The sequence below is a fragment of the Enterobacter cloacae complex sp. 6730903 genome, assembly GCF_048283985.1.
Taxonomy (GTDB): Bacteria; Pseudomonadota; Gammaproteobacteria; order Enterobacterales; family Enterobacteriaceae; genus Enterobacter; species Enterobacter hormaechei_C.
Genome location: NZ_JBLVXX010000006.1, coordinates 58,315 through 83,649, shown reverse-complemented (window position 1 = coordinate 83,649; position 25,335 = coordinate 58,315). Strand labels below are relative to the sequence as shown.

Genomic DNA, 25,335 nt, shown 5'->3' with positions numbered 1-25,335 from the left:
ATCAGGCGAAATAACTCAGAAGCGAATTGATCACCGTACGCTGGTTCACCGGCGCGAGGTTGTAGAACAGGGGCAGGCGGAGCAGACGTTCGCTCTCTTTGGTGGTGTAGCGGTCTTCACCGGCAAACATCCCGAAGGCTTCGCCCGCCGGGCTGGAGTGCAGCGGAATATAGTGGAATACCGCCATAATTTCCGCCTCTTTCAGCCAGGCAATCAGCTTGCTGCGATCGTCGTTATCGCGCAGCTTGATGTAGAACATGTGGGCGTTGTGGATGCAGTCTGCCGGAATGGTCGGCAGTTCAATACGTCCGGCTTTTGCCAGCGGCTCCAGCGCGTCGTAGTAGGTTTGCCACAGGGAGAGGCGTTGCAGATTGATGCGCTCTGCCGCTTCCAGCTGCGCCCAGAGATACGCGGCCTGCAAGTCCGCCATCAGGTAGCTTGAGCCGATATCGCGCCAGGTGTACTTATCCACCTGACCGCGGAAGAACTGGCTGCGGTTGGTCCCTTTTTCACGGATCACTTCCGCACGCTCCACCAGGGCACGATCGTTAATCAGCGTCGCGCCGCCTTCGCCGCCTGCGGTGTAGTTTTTGGTTTCGTGGAAGCTAAAGCAGCCGATATGACCAATGGTGCCCAGCGCGCGTCCTTTGTAGGTGGACATCACGCCCTGCGCGGCGTCTTCCACCACAAACAGGTTGTGCTTTTTAGCGATGGCCATGATGGTGTCCATCTCACAGGCTACGCCCGCGTAATGTACCGGCACAATCGCCCGCGTTTTATCGGTGATCGCCGCTTCAATCAGCGTTTCGTCGATGTTCATGGTATCCGGACGGATATCCACAAACACGATTTTCGCCCCGCGCAGGACAAACGCGTTCGCCGTGGAGACGAAGGTGTAGCTCGGCATGATCACTTCATCGCCGGGCTGGATATCCAGCAGCAGCGCCGCCATCTCTAGCGATGCGGTACAGGACGGCGTCAGCAGTACCTTGGCACTGTGAAAACGTTGCTCCATCCACTGCTGGCAGCGGCGGGTAAAACCGCCGTCGCCACAGAGCTTGCCGCTACCCATAGCAGACTGCATGTAATCAAGTTCAGTGCCCACAACGGGAGGCGCGTTAAATGGAATCATCTTGTCACCTGTATAACCAGTAGGCGGTGGCGTCGATGCTGGCACCACTCGCAATATAACGTTTAAGCGCAGCGGTGTTGCCCATCTGGGTTGCGACCCGCAGCGTCGATACCTGTTGTTGCTCCGCCCAGTGCAGCGCCGCCTGCATGAGTTTCTCGCCCATGCCGCGCCCGGCTAACAATCCGATGCGCGCCTCGTGCTCGTTGAGCCTGCGAAGCGAAACAAAACCCTGAATCTGCCCCCCGGCGGTACGGAACACCAGACAGACGTGGTCAAACGTGCCTTTGACCGCATTCTCTATCCACTGAGCATAAAAGCGACCGCTGTCATCAGGCGCATACCAGGGCGCCCGGAAACGGCTCTGAGCGAAGGCCAGCGCCGCCATCTTGCGCAGCACGGAGATATCCTGCTCCGTTGCAATTTCCGCGCCCGGTGAGGCGTGGAGAGCCACGGTAACAGAGAGATCAACCTCACCCTCGACCAGCCGGAATCCGTGCTGCTGGAGGGCGTCCAGCAGATCGGCGCGGTCCGCCGGGATCTTAGCCTGTACGCGCTGCCAGGCGCTGAAGTCTGCTTCCTGCAATGCAGGGGCATTGTCGCGCAGACGCACTATCGCTGAGGGACGCGCAAAGAATGCGCTTTCCCACTCAAGGGACTCCAGCACGCCGTTGAGGGTACTCAACGCCACACGCCTTTGGTATCAACAACATACTGCTGACGTACGGCATCACCGGAGACCGCTTTAAACGCATTGTGATCCACCAGCAGCACCAGCACATCCGCCGTCGCCAGCGCGTCATCCAGGGCGGTAAGGGTGCAGTGACCGGCAAGTTTTGCCGGCAGCGCATGAATATTCGGTTCCACCACCAGCGTTTCACCGCTGTGCCAGGCAGCGATCATTTCGGCAATTTCCATCGCCGGGCTTTCGCGCAGATCGTCAATATTCGGTTTGAATGCCAGACCAAAGCAGGCAATTTTCAGCTCACTGGCGCGTTTGCCGCTGTCGGCCAGGCAATCCGCGACCGTGGCTTTGACCTGGTTGATGACCCAGTGCGGTTTGTGGTCGTTTACTTCGCGCGCGGTACGAATCAGGCGTGCCTGTTCCGGGTTCTGCGCCACGATAAACCACGGATCGACCGCGATACAGTGCCCGCCCACGCCCGGCCCCGGCTGAAGGATGTTCACGCGGGGGTGACGGTTGGCAAGGCGAATAAGTTCCCAGACGTTAATCCCCTGATCGGCGCAAATCAACGACAGTTCATTCGCAAACGCGATGTTAACGTCGCGGAAGCTGTTTTCGGTCAGTTTGCACATCTCGGCGGTGCGGGAGTTAGTCACCACACATTCGCCTTCAAGGAAGATCTTATACAGCTCGCTGGCGCGCGCGGAGCAGACTGGCGTCATGCCGCCAATCACGCGGTCATTTTTGATCAGTTCCACCATCACCTGGCCGGGCAGTACGCGCTCAGGGCAGTAGGCGATATTGATATCGGCCTGGTCGCCCGCCTGCTGCGGGAAGCTGAGATCGGGACGCGCCTCGGCCAGCCACTGCGCCATCTGCTCGGTAGCCCCAACAGGTGAAGTGGACTCAAGGATAACCAGCGCCCCTTTCTTCAGCACAGGCGCAATGGATTTTGCCGCCGCCTCGACGTAAACCATGTCAGGCTCATGATCGCCTTTAAAGGGCGTAGGAACCGCAATCAGGTACGCATCGGCTTCTACCGGCGTGGTGCTGGCGCGCAGGAAGCCACCGTCCACCGCCTTTTTCACCACGCGATCGAGATCGGGCTCCACGATATGAATTTCGCCACGATTGATGGTTTCCACCGCGTGCGCGTTGATATCTACGCCAACGACCTGCTTTTGACGAGAGGCAAAGGCCGCCGCAGTAGGCAGCCCGATATAGCCAAGACCAACAACAGAGATGGTAGAAAAACTCATAGCGTTACCCGATTGTGTTTAAGTGCGTGCAAAATACGACCACAAGCCTGCCCGTCACCGTACGGATTGTGGGCCCGGCTCATCGCCTGATACTCTTCATCGTCATGCAGTAAGCGCGTGACCTCTTCGACAATACGACGCGGATCCGTTCCCACCAGACGCACGGTACCGGCAGTAACCGCTTCCGGGCGTTCGGTGGTTTCACGCATCACCAGTACCGGCTTACCGAGTGAAGGCGCCTCTTCCTGAATGCCGCCTGAATCGGTCAGGATCAGCCAGGCGTGGTTCATCAGCCAGACAAAGGGCAGATAATCCTGCGGCTCGATCAGGAGCACGTTTTCCACGTGGCCGAGGATACGGTTGACCGGTTCGCTGACGTTCGGGTTGAGGTGCACCGGATAGACAATCTGCACATCCTCGTTCTGCGCGGCGATTTCAGCCAGCGCGTGGCAGATTTGCTCAAAGCCACGGCCAAAGCTTTCGCGGCGGTGGCCCGTCACCAGAATCGTTTTCTTGCCGTTGTTCAGGAACGGATAGCGCGCAGCGAGTTCTGCCTGAAGCTCGCTGTTAGCCAGCACGCGGTCACGCACCCAAATCAGCGCATCAATGACCGTATTGCCGGTGACAAAGATCTTGCTGTCGCTGATATTTTCGCGCAGCAGGTTTTGGCGTGAGTTCTCGGTTGGCGCAAAATGGTACATCGCCAGGTGACCGGTGAGCGTACGGTTGGCCTCTTCCGGCCACGGGGAATAGAGATTGCCGGTACGCAGACCCGCTTCAATATGACCAACGGGGATACGCTGATAGAACGCAGCCAGGCTGGTCGCCACGGTGGTGGTGGTGTCGCCGTGCACCAGCACCACATCCGGCTTGAACGACTCCAGAATAGGCTTTAATTCTTGCAGAATACGGCAGGTGATTTCCGTCAGTCCCTGTCCCGGTTTCATTATATTGAGATCGTAATCCGGGACGATAGAAAAGAGGGTTAAGACCTGATCGAGCATCTCACGGTGCTGGGCAGTCACGCACACTTTCGCTTCGATATCAGGATCTCTGGCCAGCGCATGAACCAGAGGCGCCATCTTGATGGCCTCCGGCCTGGTGCCAAATACGGTTAGTACTTTCACATCGATTCTCTTCGATTAGACGATGAAGGCCGCAGCCTTCATCGTAGACGGCGTTCTTAGTTTGTGCGGCGACGCAATAACGCTACGCCAGCGCCAGTCAGTGCGCCCACAATCCCCCACATGATCATCAGGAATGCGCGACGCGGACTATCGCGTTTTACAGGCTCTTCAGGCGTTCTTAAATAACGATAGGTCTGAAAACGCGGGTCCAGCGTTGGACCGACGTTGAGCGTATTGAGCATGGCGCGGTTTTGGTCGTAATCAAGGTCAAAGTCAGGGCCAACGGCCTGGATATTTTCCAGACGCGCCTGAAGCATTGGGCGACCAAGAAGGAACATTTCTGAATCCGGGAGTTCGTCAGCCGGAACATCCGTTTCGCTACGGGAAATATTGTGCTGTTCCGCAATCTTCAGCGCCTGCTCAATATTATGCACGCGACGGGCGAAGATGGCCTTAGCGACCTCTTCCTGACGTTTGACCTGCGCTTTCATCTGAATAGTACGCGCAGCCCAGGCGCCTTTCAGCTCGTCATTCAGATGACTGGCCGCGCGCTGGCTGGCAAAAGCAACGTACTGACGCAACAGGTTGTTGGCGTCCGGCGCCGTTTCCGCAATCAGCTTCACGCTGTCGCTAACGTTACGAAGCACATCGCCAGGCATAAACTGAATGTTATTAATCAGGTCATCCAGCAGCGCGGCATCCGCTTTGCTGTTACCGACCATGCGCTGCTTGTAATAGTCCGTCTGGGACCAGAAATCGCGACGTGTATCCCACGACGCCAGCTGCATCACAAACTCTTTGTAGGATTCATCCATCACCGAGGCCTGATCCGGGGTCGCCAGATTGGCCTTGATATCAAGATTACGCAGGAATTGCTGCTGGGAGTAGTAGCCTCCAAGCATATTCACCGTTGGTCGGTCTGTGATCGCCGTGGCGCTCCACTCTTGTTTTGCAAAGAAGGTGTAGGCAAGCGCTAACAGCGCGAACCCCAGGGCAATCCCCACAATCCACAGTTTGCCCTGCCATAACACGCGAAACAAACCACGAATATCCAGCTCGTTCTCAGTGCCCACTGATTTCGCTCCCGCCAACGGTTGAGTCATCATAGTCCCGGTTTTACTTAGTTAATGTTGTGTTTTTGCCACTGTTCCGACGCATCCTGCGTTTTAAACGTTTAATAAAACGCGCGACTTTCCATGCACGCTTGATGCAGTAACCGTACATGAAAAATGCTAGCAAGAATAATACCAACATTACCCATTCAGGAATGAAATGTGCGTATTCCGCGGCAACGCCAATCGCAGCCAGAATAGCAGCCGCAAGCGTAATCAACACAAATGCCTGACGAGACGTGAAGCCGGCGCGCATAATCAGGTGATGAATATGTTGCCTATCGGCAGAAAACGGGCTCATCCCTTTACGCAGACGGCGGTACATAATAGCGACCATGTCCATCAGCGGGATGGCGATAATCCAGAGAGCCGTTACCGGGCTGATAGGGTGAGTTTTACCCTGCGTAGTTTCCAACAAGATCCAGATAATAGTGAAACCAATCAATGTGCTACCCGCGTCGCCCATAAAGACTTTATAGCGACGGCCCAGCGCCCCAAGATTTAACAGGATGTAGGGTAGAATGGCCGCAATCATGGCGAAACACCACATTGCCAGGCTGTATTGACTATCAAACCATAGGATAATGCCAATAGCAGCAAATGAGACACAAGATAATCCGCCCAATAAACCATCTATCCCATCGACCATATTAAAGGCATTGATTGAAACCCATACGGCAAAGAGTGTGAGGAAGTAACCAAATGGTCCGAGCACCATCTCCCAGGAACCAAAAATGTAACCAAGGCTGCTCAAGTGAAGTTTTGCTGCCACCATCATGGCAATACCAACAGCAGCCTGTACGAGAGCTCGAATTTTTACACTGATATCGTAACGATCATCCAGTGCCCCCACAATAACCAGAACCGCCGCGCAGCTGAGGTATAACCTTGCATGAGGGATATAGTAATCAGCGATAGCAAAAGTGAAACAGACACCTGCAAAAACGGAGATACCACCCACCAAGGGGATCATACCCTGATGCCGTTTACGAAAATTGGGTTTATCCACTAACCCCAGATACTTTGCCACCTTGCGCGCGAAAAAAAGAAAGCAAGTAGTAAACAAAAAAATACTGGTTAGTTCAGCAAACGTATCGAATAGGTTCACAATGGATGTTCTCAACATATGTTAGTCAAAGAAGTATAACCATGATGGCATCAAGCCAGAAGGCATAAAGCATACCTCTTGCGACCCATTTGTTTATTATTCAAGCTATTAATATTTTTACTGTGCGAATTATCTCATTCTCGCACCGACCGGTCAAAATTGGGAGTGTATGGTAATAGCGTATAGTCCATAAATAAAAAACGCCACGTAAAAACGTGGCGTTTACTGGGATTATTTGCGTTACGAGCGTTTCATCATGTCGAAGAAATCGTCGTTCGTTTTGGTCATCGCCAGTTTGTTAATGAGGAATTCCATTGCGTCGATTTCGCCCATTGGATGGATGATTTTACGCAGGATCCACATTTTCTGAAGCTCTTCCTGAGTGGTAAGCAGCTCTTCTTTACGGGTACCGGAACGGTTGTAGTCGATCGCCGGGAAGACGCGTTTTTCTGCGATTTTACGAGAAAGGTGCAGTTCCATGTTGCCTGTACCTTTGAACTCTTCGTAGATAACCTCGTCCATTTTGGAGCCGGTATCGATCAGCGCCGTCGCGATAATGGTCAGGCTACCGCCCTCTTCCACGTTACGCGCCGCACCGAAGAAACGCTTCGGACGATGCAGGGCGTTGGCATCCACACCACCGGTCAGTACTTTACCGGAAGCTGGCACCACGGTGTTGTAGGCACGCGCCAGACGGGTGATGGAGTCGAGCAGGATGATCACGTCTTTCTTGTGCTCAACCAGGCGTTTTGCCTTCTCGATAACCATTTCCGCAACCTGAACGTGGCGAGAAGCAGGCTCGTCGAAGGTAGACGCAACCACTTCCCCTTTCACCAGACGCTGCATCTCGGTCACTTCTTCCGGACGTTCGTCAATCAGCAGCACCATCAGCACACAGTCTGGATGGTTGTAAGCAATGCTCTGCGCGATGTTTTGCAGCAGCATGGTTTTACCGGCTTTTGGCGGCGCCACAATCAGACCACGCTGGCCACGACCAATTGGCGATGCCAGATCCAGCACACGCGCAGTTAAGTCTTCAGTAGACCCGTTACCACGCTCCATGCGCAGACGAGAGTTCGCGTGCAGCGGCGTTAAGTTCTCGAACAGGATCTTATTGCGGGAGTTTTCCGGTTTGTCGTAGTTAACTTCGTTAACCTTCAACAGCGCAAAGTAGCGTTCACCCTCTTTTGGAGGACGAATCTTACCTGAAATGGTGTCACCAGTGCGGAGGTTGAAACGGCGGATTTGGCTAGGGGATACGTAGATGTCGTCAGGGCCGGCGAGGTAGGAGCTGTCTGCGGAGCGGAGGAAACCAAATCCGTCTTGCAGTATCTCCAGCACACCGTCGCCAAAGATATCTTCGCCACTCTTAGCGTGCTGCTTCAGGATGGCGAAAATGATGTCCTGCTTGCGCATACGAGCCTGGTTTTCCAGTCCCATATTTTCGCCGAGAGTGATCAGCTCAGAAACCGGCGTATTCTTTAATTCGGTAAGATTCATAATGGTGTGGGTTCTTAAACTCGGGGTGATTCTCGAACTTAATGTTGTGAATGGTATGGCAGGGTCATCCATGCCTGTTTAGCGGCCATCACCTCATGTCTGTTCGCTGTCTGGTCACAGGGAAAGAACGCAGAACTGAAACGACAAGACGGATTGAGTGACAAGCCCGGAATCTAGCAACTTCACGCACTGTTTAAGTTAACAACGGGAAGTATCGGGTAAAACAAGATTCAAACAACAAGATATGTTTAAAACGTAGTCATAGCTAACTTAGCACGACTAAAGCCGGGCGTCCAGATCTCGCCGTTAATTAGGCGCTCTGGACGCTCAGCTGAGAAACCTTACGCCAGGTTAGCGTCCAGGAACTCTTTCAGTTGACCTTTGGACAGTGCGCCCACTTTGGTCGCCGCCACGTCACCGTTCTTGAACAGCAGCAGGGTCGGGATGCCACGGATACCGTATTTTGGCGCGGTGCCCGGGTTCTGGTCGATGTTCAGCTTGGCAACGGTCAGTTTGCCCTGATATTCGTCAGCGATTTCATCCAGAATCGGAGCGATCATTTTGCAAGGACCACACCATTCAGCCCAGAAATCAACGAGGATCAGCCCGTCAGCTTTAAGTACGTCCGTGTCAAAACTGTCGTCAGTCAGGTGAATAATTTTATCGCTCATATATAACTCCACAGGAATAAGCCTGGTACGTTGGTTTTGTCTCCACCAACGACGTGTTGATGTCGCATTAACCAACTAAAGGTTGACTTTATTTCACCGGATACGCTTTCGTAAAGCAATAGTAAGCTGATATTCTACCACACTATGAGCAAAACACATTTAACAGAACAGAAGTTTTCCGACTTCGCCCTGCACCCAAAGGTGATCGAAGCCCTTGAAACTAAAGGGTTTCATAACTGCACGCCCATTCAGGCTCTCGCCCTGCCGCTGACGCTGGCCGGTCGCGACGTTGCAGGGCAGGCGCAAACCGGTACTGGCAAAACGATGGCGTTTTTAACGTCAACGTTTCATTATTTACTTTCTCACCCGGCGATTGCAGACCGCAAAGTTAACCAGCCGCGCGCGCTAATTATGGCCCCGACGCGAGAACTGGCGGTACAGATCCACGCAGACGCTGAGCCCCTGGCGCAAGCCACCGGCCTGAAACTTGGCCTGGCCTATGGCGGCGACGGCTACGATAAACAGCTGAAAGTGCTGGAAAGCGGCGTCGATATCCTGATTGGGACCACCGGCCGTCTTATCGACTACGCCAAACAGAACCATATCAACCTCGGCGCAATCCAGGTCGTGGTGCTGGATGAAGCAGACCGCATGTACGATCTGGGCTTCATTAAAGACATCCGCTGGCTGTTCCGCCGTATGCCTGCGGCAAACCAGCGTCTGAACATGCTGTTCTCCGCAACCCTGTCATACCGCGTACGTGAACTCGCATTCGAGCAGATGAACAATGCGGAATATGTGGAAGTAGAACCGGAGCAGAAAACCGGGCACCGCATTAAAGAAGAGCTTTTCTATCCTTCTAATGAAGAGAAAATGCGCCTGCTGCAAACCCTGATCGAAGAAGAGTGGCCGGATCGCGCGATTATCTTCGCGAACACCAAACACCGCTGTGAAGATATCTGGGGTCACCTGGCGGCAGATGGTCACCGTGTGGGCCTGCTGACCGGCGACGTGGCGCAGAAAAAACGCCTGCGCATTCTCGACGAATTTACTCGTGGCGACCTTGATATTCTGGTCGCGACCGACGTGGCGGCCCGTGGCCTGCACATTCCAGCCGTGACGCACGTCTTTAACTATGACCTGCCAGATGACTGTGAAGACTATGTACACCGTATCGGTCGTACCGGTCGTGCCGGCGCAAGCGGTCACTCCATCAGCCTTGCGTGTGAAGAGTATGCGCTGAATCTTCCGGCCATTGAGACCTACATCGGTCACTCTATTCCACAGAGCAAATACAATCCGGACGCGCTGTTGAGCGAGCTGCCGCCACCTAAGCGCCTTACCCGTCCACGCTCCGGCAATGGTCCGCGTCGTTCCGGCGGTGCACCGCGTAATCGTCGTCGTTCAGGTTAAAAAATATGCTCAGCTCCACCTCGCTTTATGCGGCAATTGATCTCGGTTCGAATAGTTTTCATATGCTGGTTGTGCGCGAGGTGGCGGGAAGCATACAAACGCTGACGCGCATTAAGCGCAAGGTCCGCCTCGCGGCGGGCCTGAGCAGCGATAATCACCTCTCCCCGGAAGCCATGGAACGTGGCTGGCAGTGTCTGCGTCTGTTTGCAGAACGTTTGCAGGATATCCCGCTCAGTCAAATTCGCGTTGTTGCCACGGCGACCCTTCGTCTGGCGGTTAACGCTGGCGATTTCATTGCCAGAGCACAGGAAATTCTGGGCTGTCCGGTGCAGGTCATCAGCGGTGAAGAAGAAGCGCGTCTGATTTATCAGGGTGTGGCGCACACGACCGGCGGCGACGATCGCCGTCTGGTGGTCGATATCGGTGGTGCCAGTACCGAACTGGTCACGGGTACAGGCGCGCAGGCGACGTCGCTCTTCAGCCTGTCGATGGGCTGTGTGACCTGGCTGGAACGCTACTTTACCGATCGAAACCTTGCCAAAGAGAATTTTGACGAGGCGGAAAACGCGGCGCGCGCGGTCCTGCGCCCGGTCATGGACGAACTGCGCTATCACGGCTGGAAAGTGTGTGTCGGCGCGTCCGGGACCGTTCAGGCGTTGCAGGAAATCATGATGGCACAGGGAATGGACGAGCGGATCACGCTTGCCAAACTCCAGCAGCTTAAACAGCGCGCCATCCAGTGTGGTCGTCTGGAAGAGCTTGAAATAGAAGGGCTGACGCTCGAACGCGCGCTGGTTTTCCCCAGTGGGCTCGCCATTCTGATCGCCATTTTTACTGAACTGAATATCCAGTGTATGACTCTGGCAGGCGGTGCGTTGCGCGAAGGTCTGGTCTACGGAATGCTGCACCAGTCGGTCGATCAGGACATCCGTAGCCGTACGCTGCGTAACGTTCAGCGCCGCTTTATTGTGGATACCGACCAGGCACAGAGAGTGAGTCAACTGGCGTCACAGTTTGCCGATCAGGTGAAAAAAAGCTGGGATATTGAACCGTTAAGCCGCGATCTGTTGCTAAGCGCCTGTGCGCTACATGAAATTGGTCTCAGCGTGGAGTACAAGCAGGCACCGCTGCACGCGGCCTGGCTGGTGCGTAATCTCGATTTGCCGGGCTATACGCCCGCCCAGAAGAAGCTGCTGGCTACCCTGCTGCTAAATCAGACTAACGCCGTCGATCTCTCTTCCCTTCACCAGCAGAACGCTGTGCCGCCGCGCGTGGCGGAGCATCTGTGTCGTCTGCTTCGGCTGGCGATCCTGTTTGCCAGTCGGCGTCGTGATGATTTGCTGCCCGCCATTACGCTGGCGGCAGACGATGAGAAACTGACGCTGACGCTGCCGGAAAACTGGCTTGAGGATCATCCGCTTGGGGCGGAACTGATTGAGCAGGAGTACCAGTGGCAGAGCTATGTGCACTGGGCGCTTGATGTGAAGTGACCCTTTGAAGCGTGCCGGGTGGCGGCTTTGCCTTTCCCGGCCTGCAAATAGTTATCCCTTCTCTTTGGCTTTTGCCAGCATCGCGCGAATGTTTGCCACGTTTGCCTGCCCTTTGTGCATACGCTCTTCAGCGGTAATGACTTTACGCTCCTGCTCCCAGATAAGATCGTCCTGAGGCAACTCAAGCAGAAAACGGCTCGGCTCCGGGCGCACCAGCTCACCATACTGACGGCGCTCTTTGCACAGTGTAAACGTCAGCTCTTTCTGCGCACGGGTGATCCCCACGTAGGCCAGACGGCGCTCTTCGTCGACGTTATCTTCATCAATGCTGCTCTGGTGCGGCAATAGGCCCTCTTCCATCCCCACCAGATAGACATAGGGGAACTCCAGCCCTTTCGAGGCATGTAACGTCATCAGCTGAACCTGATCGGCCTCTTCTTCGCTTTCGCCGCGCTCCATCATATCGCGCAGCGTGAAGCGGGTGACCACCTGCGTCAGGGTCATGGGCTCGTCAATCTCAGAGCCTTCAAGCATTTCGGTCATCCAGCTGAAGAGCTGGTTAACGTTTTTCATGCGCATCTCGGCTGCTTTCGGGCTGGCGGAGGTTTCATACAACCAGGATTCGTAATCAATGCCGTGGATCAGATCGCGCACAGCTGCCACCGGCTCGCGCTCAGCCAGACGCTGCACCTCACCCAGCCAGTGGGTAAAGCGGGTTAAGGCGTCATAACCGCGCCCGGTCAGGGTCTGGCTCAGCCCCATATCGAAGCTGGCGGTGAACAGGCTTTTGTTGCGGGTCATCGCCCATTCACCCAGCTTTTGCAGCGTCGCAGAGCCAATCTCACGTTTCGGCGTATTCACGATGCGCAGGAAAGCGCTGTCGTCATCCGGGTTGGTCAGCACGCGCAGATAGGCCAGCAGATCCTTGATTTCCGGACGCGAAAAGAACGACGTACCGCCGGAGATTTTGTAGGGAATGCGGTTCTGCATCAGCATCTTTTCAAAGACGCGCGACTGGTGGTTTCCGCGATAGAGGATCGCGTAATCCTTGTATTCAGTTTTGTTGACGAAGTGATGGGCAATCAGCTCGCCCGTTACGCGCTCCGCTTCGTGCTCTTCGTTGTTGGCGCTGAGCACTTTCAGCTCTGTACCGTAACCCAGTTCGGAGAACAGGCGCTTCTCAAAGACGTGCGGGTTATTGGCAATCAGGATGTTCGCCGCCTTCAGGATACGCCCGGAGGAACGGTAGTTCTGCTCCAGTTTAATCACCTGCAACGCCGGGAAGTCTTTGCTCAGCAGCACCAGGTTTTGCGGACGTGCGCCACGCCAGGAGTAAATCGACTGATCGTCATCGCCTACGACGGTAAAGCGTGCACGCTGCCCTACCAGCAGCTTCACCAGCTCGTACTGGCTGGTGTTGGTATCCTGGTATTCATCCACCAGCAGGTAACGAATTTTGTTCTGCCAGCGCTCGCGCACCTCTTCATTCCGCTGAAGCAGTAGCGTCGGCAGCAGGATCAGATCGTCGAAATCCAGGACGTTGCAGGCTTTCATATGCGCGTCGTACAGACCGTAGCAGTGGGCAAAGATGCGGTCGCGCTCGCCTTTAGCGCTTGCCGCTGCCTGGGCCGGCGTCATCAGATCGTTTTTCCAGTTCGAGATCGTCGAGATCAGCTGTTGCAACAGCACTTTGTCATCTTCGATCAGCCCTTCCGTCAGCTCTTTAAGCAGCGCCACCTGGTCGGTGTCATCAAAGAGAGAAAAGTTGGACTTCATGCCCAGCGCCGCGTATTCGCGCTTGATGATATCCAGACCCAGCGTGTGGAAGGTGGAGATCATCAGCCCGCGCGCCTCTTTACGGCCCAGCGTCTGGCCGACGCGCTCTTTCATCTCACGCGCCGCTTTGTTGGTAAAGGTGACCGCCGCGATATGGCGCGCCTGGTATCCACAACCCCGAATTAAGTGGGCGATTTTGTTGGTGATCACGCGTGTTTTACCGGAGCCCGCTCCCGCCAGCACCAGGCAGGGTCCGGTGACGAATTCGACAGCTTGTTGTTGTCCGGGGTTTAAACGCATAAATGGTCACTCAATGAAAGTCGGGAGAGGAGGAAAAACGCGTGGTAGTATACCGATCGTAAACTAGTCGACTCAAGGCACGATCATGGCAAAAACAGCAGCAGCACTGCATATCCTTGTTAAAGAAGAGAAACTGGCACAGGATCTGCTCGAACAGATTAAAAACGGCGCCGACTTCGGCAAACTGGCGAAGAAACACTCGATTTGCCCGTCAGGCAAACGCGGTGGTGACTTAGGCGAGTTCCGCCAGGGCCAGATGGTCCCGGCGTTTGATAAAGTGGTCTTCTCCTGCCCGGTGCTGGAGCCAACTGGCCCACTGCACACACAATTCGGCTATCACATTATCAAAGTGTTATACCGCAACTAATCAAAAGCCCGGTGCATTGACTCACCGGGCTTTTTTATTTAGGTGTTCCGGCGTTCAGATACCGTCGCCGTATTCGAAGGTGTGGTGAATACCGTTGAAGTGCTGATCCATATCCATCGACGGCTTATCACTGTCTGGCTTACCGACGATGCGCGCCGGGACGCCAGCGGCGGTGGTGTGCGGCGGTACAGGCTGGAGCACAACCGACCCCGCGCCAATCTTCGCGCCGCGTCCGACTTCAATATTGCCGAGGATTTTAGCACCCGCGCCAATCATCACCCCTTCACGAATTTTCGGATGGCGATCGCCGCTGGTTTTACCGGTACCGCCCAGCGTAACGGATTGCAGGATCGACACGTCATCTTCGATCACCGCCGTTTCCCCGACAACAATGCCGGTGGCGTGATCGAGCATGATCCCGCGGCCAATTTTCGCCGCCGGGTGAATATCGACCTGGAAGGTCACGGACACCTGGTTTTGCAGGAAGATGGCCAGCGCGCGGCGTCCCTCATTCCATAACCAGTGGCCGATGCGGTACGCCTGTAAGGCATGGAAGCCTTTGAGATACAGCAGCGGCGTGGAATATTTATCCACCGCCGGGTCACGCGTGCGCACGGCCTGGATGTCGCAGGCGGCAGAAGCAATCATCTCCGGATCTGCGGCGTAGGCCTCTTCCACCACCTCGCGAATGGCAATAGCAGGCATGATAGGGGAAGCCAGTTTATTGGCGAGCATATAGCTCAGGGCGCTGCCGAGATTTTCGTGCTTGAGTAGCGTCGCGTGATAGAAACTGGCCAGCATGGGCTCACAGTCGGCCAAAGCTCGGGCTTCGGCTTTAATATTATTCCAGACGATATCCAGTTCTTCACACGGCATTGCTTGCTCCAGACGATAGTTAATGACCAGCCAGTTCTGCGCTGGCTGGGTCATTCAGGTGACGATACTTCCCGGCTAATTGCTGCTGCGCTCGTCCTTGCGCGCACGACCTAATAAGGTCAATGCTGCCTCGCGCGCATTTTTTCCGCAATACAATACCTGATAAATTTCCTCGGTTATTGGCATTTCAACACCGAAACGGTGCGCCAGTTCGCGAACTTCCTTGGTATTGCGATAGCCTTCAACCACCTGACCAATCTTCTCCTGCGCGCTTTTTACATCGCTGCCCTGTCCGAGCATCATGCCAAAGCGGCGGTTACGCGACTGGTTATCGGTGCAGGTCAGCACCAGGTCGCCCAGCCCTGCCATTCCCATAAAGGTGGCCGGATCGGCACCCAGCGCTTCGCCCAGGCGGGACATTTCGGTCAGGCCACGGGTGATCAGCGCAGTACGCGCATTCGCGCCGAAACCGATGCCGTCAGACATCCCGGCCCCGATGGCAATGACGTTCTTCACCGCGCCGCCCAGCTGCACGCCGATAAAATCGGGGTTGCTGTACACGCGGAAGCTTTTGCCGCAGTGCAGCAGTTGCTGAAGATCGTCGGAAAATGCCTGGTCGGTGGACGCCAGCGAAATCGCCGTCGGCAAGCCCGCAGCCAGCTCTTTGGCAAACGTCGGCCCCGAGATCACCGCCAGCGGGATCGCGGTTCCCAGCGCTTCGCGGGCAACGTCCTGCAACAGACGTCCGGTTTCCGCTTCCAGCCCCTTCGTCGCCCATACAATACGCGCATCCGCACGCATCAGCGGCTTAATCTGACGCAGGACTTCGCCAAACACGTGGCTTGGCACCACAATCAAAATATTGCGGCTGGCCGCCAGCGCGGTCGCGAGGTCGCTTTCCAGATACAGAGAGTCAGGGAACGGAACGTCCGGGAGAAACGCCACGTTGCAGCGGTCGTGTTGCAACGTCGCGATATGTTTTGGATCGTGGCCCCACAGGACCACGTCGTGACCATTTCTTGCCAGCGTGATGGCAAGAGCGGTGCCGTAAGAGCCGGCACCGATCACAGTCATTGACGCATTAACAGTGCTCATCAGGCATCCTGATGTTGTTCGGCACCTTCGCCAGCCTGCTGCTGTAGATAGTTCATGAACAGCGCATCAAAGTTTACTGGCGCAAGGTTCAGTTGCGGGAATGTACCGCGAGAAACCAGGCTGGTAATGCATTCACGCGCATACGGGAACAGGATGTTCGGGCAGTATGCACCCAGGCAATGTGCCATCTGGTTGCCTTCGATGCCGCCGATGGAGAAGATACCGCCCTGCTGAACTTCGCACAGGAATGCAGTTTCTTCGCCCAGAGAGGCAGTCACGGTGACACGCAGTACGACTTCATACACATCATCCGCCAGCTGGGTGGATGCGGTATCCAGATCAAGTTTAACCTCTGGCTGCCAGTCTTTCTGGAAAACGTGCGGCGCATTTGGCGCTTCGAAAGAGACATCCTTGGTGTAGATGCGCTGGATCTGGAAAGTCATCTCGGTGTTATTTTGTTCTGACATGGAAAAACCCTTTTTAATTGTCCTAAAGTCTCTAGCTCAGCAGCGGATCGAGTCCACCACGGGCGTCGAGCGCATACAAGTCATCACAGCCGCCAATGTGCTGCGCATCAATAAAAATCTGTGGAACCGTTGTGCGACCACTGCGTTGGATCATCTCTTCGCGTTTAATCGCGTCACCATCGATCGGCAGTTCCTTGAACGTTACGCCTTTGCTGGACAGCAGCGCTTTCGCTCGGTGGCAGAACGGGCACGTTGCTTTGGTGTAGATCTCAATATTGGCCATCACTTAACTCCTTATTTACCGCGCACTAAAGGAAGATTCTCCCCGCTCCATCCGGAGATGCCTTCTTTCAGCACCATTACGTTTTCAAAGCCTGCTTTATGCAGTGCGTTGGCAGATTCCTGCGCCTGCATGCCAGTGCCGTCAACAACAATAATCGGCTGGGCTTTATGCTTCTCCAGCTCACCAATGTTGTTCGCTTTAATTTCCGCTGGCAGCAGGTTGATAGCACCTGCGATGTGGCCCTTGCGGAAATCGTCGCGCTGACGCAGATCGACAACCACGGCGTCCTCTTTGTTGATCAGACGTGTCGCTTCACCGCGGGTGATCACCTTAATTTTAGACGTCAGTCCCTTAAATGTGGTGAACAGTACAGCGACCAGCAGGCCAATCCACGCGATGCTCAGAACCGGGTGGCGGCTAACGAATTGCATAATTTCTTGCATGGGGGGTAACAACTCCCGACTAAGTGATTAAAAAAACCAGGACAGGAGTATACCTGTGCGCTGTGGCAAATACAGCCAGCGACATAAAGCTAATCTATTTTCTGCGGCATGCCACGTAAAAAAAGCCTCAAAATGGCCTGAGAACAGCATTGCCCCCGCGCTTTCTTTGATCTTCTGCGGCTATTTTATCGATTCAGCTGTAGTAAAATTACGCAAATTTTTTGTCTCTTGAGCATGAGGTTGTCGCAATGTCGGTTTCTAAAAAACCTATGGTACTGGTGATTCTGGATGGCTATGGCTACCGTGAAGATCAACAGGATAACGCCATTTTCAACGCCAAAACCCCGGTTATGGATGCGCTATGGGCAAAACGTCCCCACACCCTGATTGATGCGTCTGGCCTGGAAGTGGGTCTGCCGGATCGTCAGATGGGCAACTCTGAAGTGGGTCACGTTAACCTGGGTGCGGGCCGTATCGTTTATCAGGACCTGACGCGCCTGGACGTTGAAATCAAAGAACGTACATTCTTTGCCAACCCAACGCTCACCGGAGCGGTTGATAAAGCCGTTGCCGCAGGCAAGGCCGTTCACATTATGGGTCTGCTCTCTGCGGGCGGCGTTCACAGCCACGAAGATCACATCATGGCGATGGTAGAACTGGCCGCCGAGCGCGGTGCGGAAAAAATCTATCTGCACGCCTTCCTGGATGGTCGCGATACGCCGCCACGCAGCGCAAAAGGTTCTCTTGAAGCGTTTGAAGATAAATTTGCCGCAATGGGCAAAGGCCGCGTGGCGTCCATCATTGGCCGTTACTATGCCATGGACCGTGACAACCGCTGGGACCGCGTTGAGCAAGCCTATGATCTGCTGACCCTGGCAAAAGGCGAGTTCCAGTTCCCGACCGCCGTTGAAGGCCTGGAAGCGGCTTACGCGCGTGATGAAAACGACGAATTTGTGAAGGCAACCGTGATCCGCGCTGAAGGCCAGGCCGATGCCGCCATGGAAGATGGCGATGCGCTGATCTTCATGAACTTCCGTGCTGACCGCGCGCGCGAAATCACCCGCGCCTTCGTCAACAGCGATTTCGACGGTTTCGCCCGTAAGAAAGTGGCGAAGATCGATTTCATCCAGTTGACCGAATATGCAGCGGATATCAAAGCGCCATGCGCGTATCCACCCGCTTCCCTGGAAAATACCTTCGGCGAGTGGATGGCGAAAAACGATAAAACGCAGCTGCGCATCTCCGAAACTGAGAAGTATGCGCACGTGACCTTCTTCTTTAACGGTGGCGTAGAAGAGCCGTTTGAAGGCGAAGACCGCATCCTGATTAACTCGCCGAAAGTCGCCACTTACGATCTCCAGCCAGAAATGAGCTCTGCGGAGCTGACCGAAAAACTGGTGGCCGCGATCGAAAGCGGTAAATACGACACCATCATCTGTAACTATCCGAATGGCGACATGGTGGGCCACACCGGCGTGATGGAAGCAGCCGTTAAAGCGGTTGAAGCGCTGGACCACTGCGTTGAGCAGGTTGCGAAGGCGGTTGAATCCGTAGGCGGCCAACTGCTGATCACCGCTGACCACGGTAACGCAGAACAGATGCGTGACCCGGCAACCGGTCAGGCGCATACCGCCCATACCAACCTGCCTGTTCCACTGATTTATGTGGGTGATAAATCAGTGAAAGCTGTGGAAGGCGGCAAGCTTTCCGACATCGCGCCAACCATGTTGTCGCTGATGGGTATGGAAATCCCTGAAGAGATGACTGGCAAGCCGCTGTTCATCGTGGAATAATCGCTCCCCATGAGGGGAAAGGCGATTTTTTCAATCACATGGGTCGTGAAGCCGCTTCGGTTATCAGTCAGACCTCTGCTTTGCGCCAGCGCACTCAGCGCTGGCGTATTGCTGTGCGCCGCATCCGCCCACGCGGATGACCGCGATCAGCTTAAATCCATTCAGGCCGATATCGCCGCCAAAGAGCGTGCGGTGCGTCAGCAGCAACAGCAGCGCGCCACCCTGCTCGCCCAGCTTAAAAAGCAGGAAGAGGCCATTTCCGCCGCCGCGCGTAAGCTGCGTGAAACACAAAACACCCTTGCCCAGCTCAATAAGCAAATCGATGAAATGAACGCGTCGATTGCGAAACTGGAGCGTCAGCGCGATGCCCAGGAGCGGAACCTTGCTGCACAGCTTGATGCCGCTTTCCGTCAGGGTGAGCACACAGGCCTTCAGCTGATCCTCAGCGGTGAAGAGAGCCAGCGAGGTCAGCGTTTACAGGCCTATTTCGGCTATCTTAACCAGGCGCGACAGGAGACCATTGCGCAGCTGAAACAGACGCGCGAAGAAGTCACCACGCAAAAAGCCGAGCTGGAAGAGAAGCAGAGCCAGCAGCAAACGCTGCTCTACGATCAGCAGGCGCAGCAGGAGAAGCTTGAGCAGGCGCGCAATGAGCGTAAGAAGACGCTCGCCGGGCTGGAGTCCTCTATCCAGGAAGGACAAAGCCAGCTGAGCGAAATGCGCGCCAACGAATCCAGACTGCGTAACAGCATTGCCCGGGCAGAAGCCGCGGCCAAAGCGCGCGCCGAAAAAGAAGCGCGCGAAGCGCAGGCGGTGCGTAATAAGCAGCAGGAAGCCTCCCGGAAAGGCACCACCTACAAACCGACTGAAAATGAACGTTCCCTGATGTCGCGTACCGGCGGCCTCGGCTCCCCGCGTGGTCAGGCTTACTGGCCCGTTCGCGGTACGATCCTGCATCGCTATGGCGAACAGTTGCAGGGTGAGCTACGTTGGAAGGGGATCGTTATCGGTGCGTCTGAAGGTAGCGAAGTGAAAGCCATCGCCGATGGCCGCGTGATCCTGGCCGACTGGCTACAGGGTTACGGGCTCGTGGTGGTGGTTGAACACGGTAAAGGCGACATGAGTCTTTACGGCTACAACCAGAGCGCGCTGGTCAGCGTGGGCACTCAGGTGCGCGCGGGTCAACCCATTGCCCTTGTGGGCAGCAGTGGCGGTCAGGGCCGCCCGTCACTCTATTTCGAAATTCGTCGTCAGGGTCAGGCGGTCAATCCACAGCCGTGGTTGGGAAGATAGGTTTTGCTTCAATTTCGTCGAATTGTTTTTTCCGTAGTCAGCGCACTGGCGCTGGCTGTACCGGTTTATGCAGGCAAACTCGCGATTGTGATTGATGACTTCGGTTACCGACCACACTATGAAAATCAGGTGCTGGCGATGCCGCCAGCCATCTCTGTCGCCGTCCTGCCTAATGCGCCTCACGCGCATGAAATGGCGACCAAAGCGCACAATGGCGGCCATCAGGTCCTCATCCATCTGCCGATGGCCCCCCTCAGCAAGCAGCCGCTGGAAAAAGATACTCTGCGCCCGGACATGAGCAGCGACGAGATCGATCGCATCATCCGCGATGCGTACAATAAAGTGCCGTATGCCGTGGGCCTGAATAACCATATGGGCAGCGCGATGACCTCCAGCCTGTACGGTATGCTGAAAGTGATGCAGGCGCTGGAGCGTTACAATCTCTATTTCCTCGACAGCATGACCATCGGCAACAGCCAGGCGATGCGTGCCGCTCAGGGGACGGGCGTGAAAGTCATCAAGCGCAAAGTATTCCTGGATGACTCCCAGAACGAAGCGGATATCCGCGTGCAGTTCAACCGCGCGGTTCAGCTGGCGCGCCGTAACGGTTCGGCGATTGCCATTGGGCATCCGCATCCGTCTACCGTTCGCGTTTTGCAGCAAATGTTGCCGGGCTTATCCGCCGATATCACGCTGGTGCGTCCGAGCGATCTGCTCAATGAACCTCAGGTGGATACTTCTCGTCCGGGTAGCGCGCAACCACCCGCAACGCAGCCGCGCAATCCATTCCGCGGCGTGAAGAACTGCACGCTGAAAAAGCCGCCTGAACCGGTCTATGCTACCCGCTTCTTCACGGTGATTGGCGAAAGCATCAGCAGCAGTACGCTGGTTAAATACGTCCAGCAACAGTGGCAGGGTTGGGGAAAAAAAGCCTGATCGGCTAACGCCTATTCTGCTATGTAAGAGTCCGACTGCTCTTTTGCAACGGACTCTCTCTTTTCCCGATCCTGATACCAGGCTTTGAAATACTTCAAAAAACTGTACGCCGTGGCATAAAACCCTGTCACCACACCCACTTTTCCCTGACGCCAGGCACCGCTAAACAGATACCATTTGAAAAATGCGCCGATAGCGCTGATCGCTCCGCGGCCAAGAGAAGGACGTATCGTCTGATATTGAACCAGGCGAGTGGTATATCCGTTTAATTTATTAAAAAGTTCATGCAGCGAATGAAACGTATCATGTCTGACATAACCTGGAATACGTTCAGAGCGGAGAAAACCTTCAACCTGATCGTCTACTGGCCGGTTATTAAATCGCGACTGCGTACGGTTAAAAAGACGCACAGGATAATCCGGTGATGAGACGGGATAAATCGTTCGTACATTTTCTCCCAGAACAAACCAGTGACGACATATCCGCCACGCCATATCCGGTTCGGGTTCATCGCCCATTTTTAATTTTAAAATAGCATCAACGGTTTCTTGATCGAGTATTTCGTCGCTGTCCATGCACAGCACCCAGTCGTTGTGCGCATGGGATACGGCATGGTTCATCTGCTCGCCGTGCCAGCTATATTTTTTGAATACGGGCGACAATCCATAACTCTGGCAAATATATATCGTTGAGTCTGTACTTCCGGAATCAACTACAACGAATTCATCCGCTATTTTTAAAAGAGGAGGAATAACATCGTGCAACGTTCTTTCGGAGTTAAACGTTAATAAGCAGACCGTTATTTTAAACATATTCTCACTCTCTCAATAACAACATAAATTTTTGCGCTAATAGTATCTAATTGAGAAGAGGCGATTAAAGTCTTAAATCACACTTTTAAAATAAGCGTGTTTAAAATGTTTTCTTATAAAAAGACAAAGAAATACAAAAAATCTATTTTATTTCAACAAATTCTCTATAATGCGGTCAGATGAAGGGTAGCATACGGATTCAGACATGCCGCAAAAACGTAAAATCCTCCTCCTGGACACGGGCAAAGAATGGGGGGGAGGTACCAACAGTATGCTTGAGCTTCTGAAGCGAATCAACCGCGACAAATTCGACATTACTTGTTGTTTTTACAGTGATTATAGTCGTGCTGAAGGTGAAACGATAGGCCAGGTGCTCAATAGCATTGGGATCCCGCTACTGGTTATCCCTCAACGTAAGCAACCGGCATGGGCAAAACTCCTGAAAGAAGCGGGACGTGGTCTGCTGTTTTTCTCGCGTTCGGCGCGCAAAGCATTTACGCGGCATATCGATACCCTGTGGCGCATTCGCCCCAACGTCAGCAAGATCGAGACTATTTTTAGAGAAGGTGGTTTCGATACGCTGTATATGAACAACCAGCCAGGCTCTAACGAAGAAGGGTATCTGGCGGGCGCAAACCTGCATGCGCGGATAATCCAGCACTGCCGGATTGAACCGGTGCTGACCCCGCCGCTGGTGAAGCTGGTGAATACCCATGCCACAAAAATTATCGCCGTCTCGCACGGCGTTGAACGCGTGCTACTTCAGCATGGCGTCCGGCCCGAGCTGTGTACCACGGTCAACAACGCCATCGACATCCACCAGCCTTTGCCCGACCGACGCGCGATGCGCCAGCGCCTGAACATTGATGACGACACGTTTGTGTTCGGCAGCATTGGCTCGCTAATCCCTCGCAAGGCCAACCACCACACGCTGGAGGCGCTGGCCCAGTTCAGCCAGAGGCACCCGCAGGCAAAATGGAAGATGGTGCTGGTCGGTGAAGGGGCGGAGCGCGGCGCACTGGCGGCACAGGCTGATGCGTCAGGTATTGCTGAACACGTCATTTTTACCGGTTTCCAGAACACGCCTTTTGACTATCTCGCCACCTTTGACGCATTTATTCTGGCCTCGAAGAGCGAAGGCCTGCCGCGCGTCGTGCTGGAGGCGATGCTGCTGAATATTCCCGTGATTGGTTCAAAAGTGACCGGCACGGCAGAATTGATCGTTCATGAGTCAACCGGCCTGCTGTTCCCCTGGAGCGACGTGTCGCAACTTGCTCAACATCTGGATAATATCTGGCAGGATCCTGCTCTGCGCGCCCGGCTCGCCGCTGCCGCACACCAGAATGTCTGCAACATGTATGCCATTGAAAGCTATGTTAACGGTGTCGAGGCCGTTCTTGGCGCGCAATAACCAAACGAGAAGAACATGTTTAAATTCCTGAATGCTCGCTACCGCCACATTACCGGGCGTCATAACATTCCTTACGCTTCCCTTCCGGTCACGCGCGATCTCGTTGCGGTGGATTCCATTGTGATCCCGTGTACGGGCGCGGATTTCGTCGAAGAGGCGTTATTGTCAGCGACCTTTGCAGAGCGTTATGCCACCGACGTCAGCGAGATTGTTATTGTCAGCGATCAGCCAGAATCCGCTTTCGGCGAGCTGCCGCCAAAAACCCGCGTTGTTACCCTCACGCTTCCAAAACGTGAAGAAGGTTACCGCTATAAGCAGATCTACCTCAGTCGTCTGGTGAAGCTTAACGCTCCGTTGCAGTCGCGCGGTGAAGGTGTGCTGATGATCGACTCCGATCTCAACCTGCTTAAAATGCCAGAGATCAACATGGCGGATATGCACATCTACTCCAGCTTCCGTCAGGGCAAAATGATTGCCAAGCTGGACGGCGCGCCAGCGGAGAAAGTGCCGGCATATTATAAAGAAACGGTGCGTCCGTATCTGGTCGATCACGTTAACGGCGCGTTTCTTGCCGCCACCAAAAAGACCTGGCGCCGTATCTGCCCGCTGTGGCTGACGCTGTTCCAGGATACCTGGGAGCTGATGGACGATACGCAGCCGCCGACCGATCAGCTGCCGCTCGCTGCGCTGCTGGACATGCTGGATGTAAAAACGGTTAACCTGGGCGACTGGATGAACTGGCCGGTCTCCAAGAAGATCGGCGGTCAGGAAGCCGTTGTGCCGAAAGAGGTGATTGGCGCGCACGGTGGTTTCCCGCTTTCCGAATGGCAGAAGTATCTGGAATCGCCGGATAACAAACTGCTGTTCAAAGGCCAGGATTACACCCGCAAGGTGCGTTACCTGACGGACGAAGAGAAAAAGAATCAGTAAAAAAAGGGGCCGCTGGCCCCTTTTTAATTACTTATCCCAGCTCAGGATCACTTTCCCTGACTGGCCGGACCGCATTGCGTCAAAGCCCTGCTGGAACTCATCGATGGAGAAACGGTGAGTGATAATCGGGGACAGATCCAGACCGGACTGGATCAGCGCGGCCATCTTGTACCAGGTTTCGAACATCTCACGGCCATAGATGCCCTTAATGAACAGCCCCTTGAAGATGACTTTGTTCCAGTCAATGGACATATCTGACGGCGGAATACCCAGCATCGCGATACGGCCACCGTGGTTCATGGTGTCGAGCATGGTGCGGAACGCCGGTGGCGCGCCGGACATCTCCAGACCCACGTCAAAGCCTTCGGTCATGCCCAGCTCTTCCATCACGTCGGTCAGGCTCTCTTTCGAGACATCCACCGCGCGGGTGACGCCCATTTTGCGCGCCAGCGACAGGCGGTATTCGTTCACGTCGGTGATCACTACGTTGCGCGCACCCACGTGCTTCGCCACGGCTGCCGCCATAATGCCGATTGGGCCCGCGCCGGAAACCAGCACGTCTTCACCCACCAGGTCGAAGGAGAGCGCCGTGTGTACCGCGTTGCCGAACGGATCGAAGATGGAGGCCAGATCGTCAGAGATATTGTCCGGGATTTTGAACGCGTTAAACGCCGGGATCACCAGGTATTCCGCGAAGCAGCCCGGACGGTTCACGCCCACGCCGACGGTGTTGCGGCACAGGTGGGTGCGCCCACCGCGACAGTTACGGCAGTGACCGCAGGTAATGTGGCCTTCACCGGAGACGCGATCGCCAATGTTGAAGCCTTTCACTTCCTGACCAATGCCAACCACTTCGCCGACATATTCGTGACCGACAACCATCGGTACCGGAATGGTTTTCTGTGACCACTGGTCCCAGTTGTAGATGTGAACGTCAGTACCGCAGATGGCGGTTTTACGAATTTTGATCAGCAGATCGTTATGACCGACTTCCGGCTCCGGCACGTCGGTCATCCAAATCCCTTCTTCCGCTTTCAGTTTGGATAACGCTTTCATCAC

At 54.8% G+C, this 25,335-nt stretch carries 24 protein-coding genes; 8 read left to right on the top strand and 16 right to left on the bottom strand.

Annotation, left to right across the window (positions count from 1 at the left end):
* Position 1: 1 nt before the first annotated feature.
* The 8 genes from rffA to trxA form a co-directional block, all read right to left on the bottom strand.
* A complete protein-coding gene (gene rffA / locus ACNQ0W_RS04735; protein ID WP_032608214.1) occupies positions 2-1,132 on the bottom strand; it encodes a dTDP-4-amino-4,6-dideoxygalactose transaminase in 1,131 nt (376 codons plus the stop codon).
* Positions 1,133-1,136: 4 nt separating this feature from the next.
* On the bottom strand, positions 1,137-1,814 hold the full coding sequence (gene rffC / locus ACNQ0W_RS04730; protein WP_062933136.1) for a dTDP-4-amino-4,6-dideoxy-D-galactose acyltransferase: 678 nt from the start codon (positions 1,812-1,814) through the stop codon (positions 1,137-1,139).
* Entirely contained in the window at positions 1,811-3,073 is a 1,263-nt protein-coding gene (gene wecC, locus ACNQ0W_RS04725; protein ID WP_015570020.1) for a UDP-N-acetyl-D-mannosamine dehydrogenase, read from the bottom strand. Before wecC ends, rffC begins: the two co-directional genes overlap by 4 nt.
* Positions 3,070-4,200 (bottom strand): non-hydrolyzing UDP-N-acetylglucosamine 2-epimerase, encoded by a 1,131-nt coding sequence (gene wecB, locus ACNQ0W_RS04720; protein WP_006812390.1) that lies wholly within the window; start codon positions 4,198-4,200, stop codon positions 3,070-3,072. Before wecB ends, wecC begins: the two co-directional genes overlap by 4 nt.
* Before the next feature lie 56 nt (positions 4,201-4,256).
* On the bottom strand, positions 4,257-5,303 hold the full coding sequence (wzzE, locus tag ACNQ0W_RS04715) for an ECA polysaccharide chain length modulation protein (RefSeq protein ID WP_017693953.1): 1,047 nt from the start codon (positions 5,301-5,303) through the stop codon (positions 4,257-4,259).
* Positions 5,304-5,316: 13 nt separating this feature from the next.
* Entirely contained in the window at positions 5,317-6,438 is a 1,122-nt protein-coding gene (wecA, locus tag ACNQ0W_RS04710; protein ID WP_045324788.1) for a UDP-N-acetylglucosamine--undecaprenyl-phosphate N-acetylglucosaminephosphotransferase, read from the bottom strand.
* Between the two features lie 222 nt (positions 6,439-6,660).
* Entirely contained in the window at positions 6,661-7,920 is a 1,260-nt protein-coding gene (gene rho, locus ACNQ0W_RS04705) for a transcription termination factor Rho (RefSeq protein ID WP_001054528.1), read from the bottom strand.
* Positions 7,921-8,261: 341 nt separating this feature from the next.
* The gene (gene trxA / locus ACNQ0W_RS04700; protein WP_006812392.1) at positions 8,262-8,591 is read right to left on the bottom strand and encodes a thioredoxin TrxA; all 330 of its coding nucleotides are present in this window, start codon (positions 8,589-8,591) and stop codon (positions 8,262-8,264) included.
* Positions 8,592-8,735: 144 nt separating this feature from the next.
* Between trxA and rhlB the strand changes: the two genes are divergently transcribed.
* Positions 8,736-10,004, top strand: coding sequence for an ATP-dependent RNA helicase RhlB (rhlB, locus tag ACNQ0W_RS04695; protein ID WP_006812393.1), 1,269 nt, complete (start codon positions 8,736-8,738; stop codon positions 10,002-10,004).
* A 5-nt stretch (positions 10,005-10,009) separates the two neighbouring features.
* Positions 10,010-11,494: a guanosine-5'-triphosphate,3'-diphosphate diphosphatase gene (gppA, locus tag ACNQ0W_RS04690; protein WP_003860828.1), complete on the top strand. Its 1,485-nt coding sequence runs from the start codon at positions 10,010-10,012 to the stop codon at positions 11,492-11,494.
* A gap of 51 nt (positions 11,495-11,545) precedes the next feature.
* Here the strand turns inward: gppA and rep are convergent, their stop codons facing one another.
* On the bottom strand, positions 11,546-13,570 hold the full coding sequence (gene rep, locus ACNQ0W_RS04685) for a DNA helicase Rep (RefSeq protein WP_015570023.1): 2,025 nt from the start codon (positions 13,568-13,570) through the stop codon (positions 11,546-11,548).
* Between the two features lie 85 nt (positions 13,571-13,655).
* Here rep and ppiC point away from each other — a divergent pair, with 85 nt between their 5' ends.
* Positions 13,656-13,937: a peptidylprolyl isomerase PpiC gene (ppiC, locus tag ACNQ0W_RS04680; RefSeq protein WP_006812396.1), complete on the top strand. Its 282-nt coding sequence runs from the start codon at positions 13,656-13,658 to the stop codon at positions 13,935-13,937.
* Between the two features lie 54 nt (positions 13,938-13,991).
* Here the strand turns inward: ppiC and cysE are convergent, their stop codons facing one another.
* The 5 genes from cysE to ACNQ0W_RS04655 form a co-directional block, all read right to left on the bottom strand.
* Complete coding sequence (cysE, locus tag ACNQ0W_RS04675; protein WP_022646641.1) at positions 13,992-14,813, bottom strand: serine O-acetyltransferase; 822 nt, start codon at positions 14,811-14,813, stop codon at positions 13,992-13,994.
* Positions 14,814-14,888: 75 nt separating this feature from the next.
* Positions 14,889-15,908 (bottom strand): NAD(P)H-dependent glycerol-3-phosphate dehydrogenase, encoded by a 1,020-nt coding sequence (gene gpsA, locus ACNQ0W_RS04670; RefSeq protein WP_006812398.1) that lies wholly within the window; start codon positions 15,906-15,908, stop codon positions 14,889-14,891.
* On the bottom strand, positions 15,908-16,375 hold the full coding sequence (gene secB / locus ACNQ0W_RS04665; RefSeq protein ID WP_003860835.1) for a protein-export chaperone SecB: 468 nt from the start codon (positions 16,373-16,375) through the stop codon (positions 15,908-15,910). The genes gpsA and secB overlap by 1 nt, the downstream gene beginning before the upstream one ends.
* A 31-nt stretch (positions 16,376-16,406) precedes the next feature.
* Positions 16,407-16,658, bottom strand: coding sequence for a glutaredoxin 3 (gene grxC, locus ACNQ0W_RS04660; RefSeq protein WP_003860837.1), 252 nt, complete (start codon positions 16,656-16,658; stop codon positions 16,407-16,409).
* A gap of 11 nt (positions 16,659-16,669) precedes the next feature.
* Positions 16,670-17,101, bottom strand: a complete 432-nt coding sequence (locus ACNQ0W_RS04655) for a rhodanese-like domain-containing protein (protein ID WP_045349553.1) — start codon at positions 17,099-17,101, stop codon at positions 16,670-16,672.
* A gap of 248 nt (positions 17,102-17,349) precedes the next feature.
* Here ACNQ0W_RS04655 and gpmM point away from each other — a divergent pair, with 248 nt between their 5' ends.
* From gpmM to ACNQ0W_RS04640, 3 genes are read left to right on the top strand one after another with little or no spacing between them, the layout of a single operon-like run.
* Positions 17,350-18,894, top strand: a complete 1,545-nt coding sequence (gpmM, locus tag ACNQ0W_RS04650; protein WP_062933135.1) for a 2,3-bisphosphoglycerate-independent phosphoglycerate mutase — start codon at positions 17,350-17,352, stop codon at positions 18,892-18,894.
* Positions 18,895-18,927: 33 nt separating this feature from the next.
* Positions 18,928-20,187: a murein hydrolase activator EnvC gene (envC, locus tag ACNQ0W_RS04645; RefSeq protein ID WP_232961571.1), complete on the top strand. Its 1,260-nt coding sequence runs from the start codon at positions 18,928-18,930 to the stop codon at positions 20,185-20,187.
* A gap of 3 nt (positions 20,188-20,190) precedes the next feature.
* Positions 20,191-21,123, top strand: a complete 933-nt coding sequence (locus ACNQ0W_RS04640) for a divergent polysaccharide deacetylase family protein (protein WP_062933133.1) — start codon at positions 20,191-20,193, stop codon at positions 21,121-21,123.
* A gap of 11 nt (positions 21,124-21,134) precedes the next feature.
* Here ACNQ0W_RS04640 and ACNQ0W_RS04635 read toward each other — a convergent pair whose 3' ends face one another.
* Positions 21,135-21,935 (bottom strand): glycosyltransferase family 2 protein, encoded by an 801-nt coding sequence (locus ACNQ0W_RS04635; RefSeq protein ID WP_047717031.1) that lies wholly within the window; start codon positions 21,933-21,935, stop codon positions 21,135-21,137.
* Positions 21,936-22,140: 205 nt separating this feature from the next.
* Between ACNQ0W_RS04635 and ACNQ0W_RS04630 the strand changes: the two genes are divergently transcribed.
* Positions 22,141-23,346, top strand: a complete 1,206-nt coding sequence (locus tag ACNQ0W_RS04630) for a glycosyltransferase (protein WP_062933132.1) — start codon at positions 22,141-22,143, stop codon at positions 23,344-23,346.
* 15 nt (positions 23,347-23,361) lie between these two features.
* Entirely contained in the window at positions 23,362-24,276 is a 915-nt protein-coding gene (locus tag ACNQ0W_RS04625; RefSeq protein ID WP_062933131.1) for a hypothetical protein, read from the top strand.
* 27 nt (positions 24,277-24,303) lie between these two features.
* Here the strand turns inward: ACNQ0W_RS04625 and tdh are convergent, their stop codons facing one another.
* A complete protein-coding gene (gene tdh / locus ACNQ0W_RS04620; protein WP_017383610.1) occupies positions 24,304-25,332 on the bottom strand; it encodes an L-threonine 3-dehydrogenase in 1,029 nt (342 codons plus the stop codon).
* Positions 25,333-25,335 lie beyond the last annotated feature (3 nt).